We start from the raw sequence: 2,138 nt of genomic DNA on the forward strand, positions 1-2,138 counted from the left end.
CGGCGCGGTGGCGGGGGTGGCGGCCTGGCCGAGGGCGAGCCAGGGGCGGAGGTCTTCGCCGGCGGCCACGCGGGCGGCGGCCAGGTGCCGGGCGACCTCTGGTGACTGCGCGGCGGCGGGGCTGATCGGCAGGGTGCCCAGGCAGCAGGCGCAACCAAGGGCGAGGAGGCCGCGGCGGGTGGGCGCGACGGCTTCGGCGCGCAAGGCGGGGCGGGCACGCCGATTGGGGAAGAGCATGGCGTCACTCCCTCTCTCGTCGCGACTGTGCGCGCGGTCGCCGCGCCGCGTCCAATGCTATCAGCGCGATCGGAGGCTTGGCCCTTGCCCGCCGCCGGGTTCCCGTCCGGTCCCGCCCGCCACCGGCGCTGGCCGGGCCGGGACGCCAGCAGGTATCCTGGAACGCCTCTCAGATCCGCTGGTGCAGCGCGCAGACCAGGGTGAACAGCCGCCGCGCCGTCTCGAAATCCAGCTCGACCCGGCCGTTCAGCCGTTCCTGCAGCAGCGACGCGCCTTCGTTGTGCAGCCCGCGCCGGCCCATGTCGATCGCCTGGATCCGCGCCTCGGACCCGCCCTCCGCCACCGCCTTCTCGTGGCTCTCCACCACCAGGTGGTAGTCCTTGATCAGCCGCCGGAACGGCCCGAGCGCCAGCACCAGCGCATGCAGCGGCTTGTCCGCAGCGTCGCGGATGTCGAGGATCAGGCGGCCGTCGCGCACCATGATCTCCAGGCCGAAGGGGCCGGTCAGGTCCTTCGGGCGGAAGCAGTTGCCCGCCAGAAGGTCCTCCACCGCCTGCCGCCGGTCGGCCTCCGCATAGGGGCTCGGCAGCGGCTGCGCGTCGGGCAGCACGATGCGGATCAGGTCCCTCTCGGCCATGCGCCCCCGCTAGCCCCTGGTGGGCGGGTCGCCGGGTCCGCCGGGACCGGTGCCGTGCTCGGCGCCGCCATGCTCGGCCCCGGTGAAGCCCAGCTTCACCATCCATCCCACCGTCGCGCCCTTGATCGGGCGCAGCAGCAGGATGCACACGATCGCGAAGAGCGGAAGCCAAACCACCATGTGCAGCCACATCGGCGGCTGGTACGCCCGCTCGATCCACAGCACCGGCGGCACCAGCAGGTGGCCGGCGATGAAGATCGTGAAGTAGGGCGGCGCGTCGTCCGCCCGCAGCCGGCCCAGCGGCGCGCCGCAGGCCGAGCAGGCCGGCACCACCGTCAGGTAGCCGTCGAAGACCTTGCCCTCCCCGCAGACCGGGCAGCGGTTGCGCGCGCCGCGCCAGACCGCGGTCCAGAAGCTGTCGGGCGGCGTATAGGGCAGGGCGGGTGCCGAGCGGTCGGGCTCCCAGCGCATGAGGCGTTCCTTCCGGCGTTCTGGCCCCGGGGCCGGGGGGCAGGACAGCGGGCGGAGACTCCGCCCGGCTGCGATCTCCCGGAGAGGCAGCGCCATTGTGCACTGCATCATGCGGCGGGCCTGCCCGCCAATCAAGCGTGGCGTTCATGCGGATGCGCTTGCAGCCCGGCGCGGACTCCCCGATGTGTCGTCCAACGCAGCGGGCGGGGAAAAGGCGCATGGCCGAGCGGATCCTGGTGGTGAACCCGAATTCCAGCGCCAGCTGCACGGCCGGCATCGATGCGGCGCTGGCAGGTTTCCGCGCGCCCGGCCTGCCGCGGCTGGAGGTGGTGCAGCTTGCCGGCGGCCCGCCGGCCGTCGTCACCTGGCGTGACTGGTTCGGCGTAGCCGAGCCGCTCTGCCGGCTGGTCGAGGCCGAGCCGGCCGCCGCCTATGTCATCGCCTGCGTCTCCGACCCGGGCGTGGATGCGGTGCGCACGGTCACCCGCGCGCCGGTCTTCGGCCCGCTGCGCGCTGCCGTGGCCGCTGCGCTGGCGCGGGCCGACCGCTTCGGGCTGATCGCCTTCGCCGACCCGTCCCTGCCGCGGCAGAGGCGCGCGCTGGCGGCGATGGGGGTGGAGGCACGCCTCGCGGCGCATGTCCCGCTCAACCTGCCGATGGAGACGCTGACCGACCCGGTCGCGCCGCGCGCCGCGCTCTGCGACATCGCCCGCGGCATGGCCGCGGCGGGGGCGGAGGCGGTGATCCTGGGCTGCGCCGGCATGGCCGGCCACCGCGCCGCGGTGGAGGCGGC

3 protein-coding genes are annotated in these 2,138 nt (G+C 74.6%); 1 reads left to right on the forward strand and 2 read right to left on the reverse strand.

Going from position 1 to position 2,138, the window contains the following annotated elements; all coding sequences use genetic code 11:
• Positions 1-406: 406 nt before the first annotated feature.
• Together OZN99_RS30285 and OZN99_RS30290 are read right to left on the reverse strand one after the other, a co-directional pair.
• A complete protein-coding gene (locus tag OZN99_RS30285; protein WP_270938926.1) occupies positions 407-874 on the reverse strand; it encodes a UPF0262 family protein in 468 nt (155 codons plus the stop codon).
• 9 nt (positions 875-883) lie between these two features.
• Positions 884-1,345 carry a DUF983 domain-containing protein gene (locus tag OZN99_RS30290; protein ID WP_270938927.1) on the reverse strand — a complete coding sequence of 154 codons (462 nt, stop codon included), beginning with the start codon at positions 1,343-1,345 and terminating at the stop codon, positions 884-886.
• Positions 1,346-1,563: 218 nt separating this feature from the next.
• On the opposite strand from OZN99_RS30290, the gene OZN99_RS30295 reads away from it, so the two are divergent.
• Positions 1,564-2,138 (forward strand): aspartate/glutamate racemase family protein (locus OZN99_RS30295; protein WP_270938928.1); only part of this gene is annotated, 575 nt, incomplete at its 3' end.

The organism is Falsiroseomonas oryzae (assembly GCF_027856955.1).
Taxonomy (GTDB): Bacteria; Pseudomonadota; Alphaproteobacteria; order Acetobacterales; family Acetobacteraceae; genus Falsiroseomonas; species Falsiroseomonas oryzae.

What these genes read in the sequence shown, in the direction of transcription:
- OZN99_RS30285 (WP_270938926.1), bottom strand. Translation starts at nt 874, where the DNA reads ATGGCCGAGAGGGACCTGATCCGCATCGTGCTGCCCGACGCGCAGCCG.
- OZN99_RS30290 (WP_270938927.1), bottom strand. Translation starts at nt 1,345, where the DNA reads ATGCGCTGGGAGCCCGACCGCTCGGCACCCGCCCTGCCCTATACGCCG.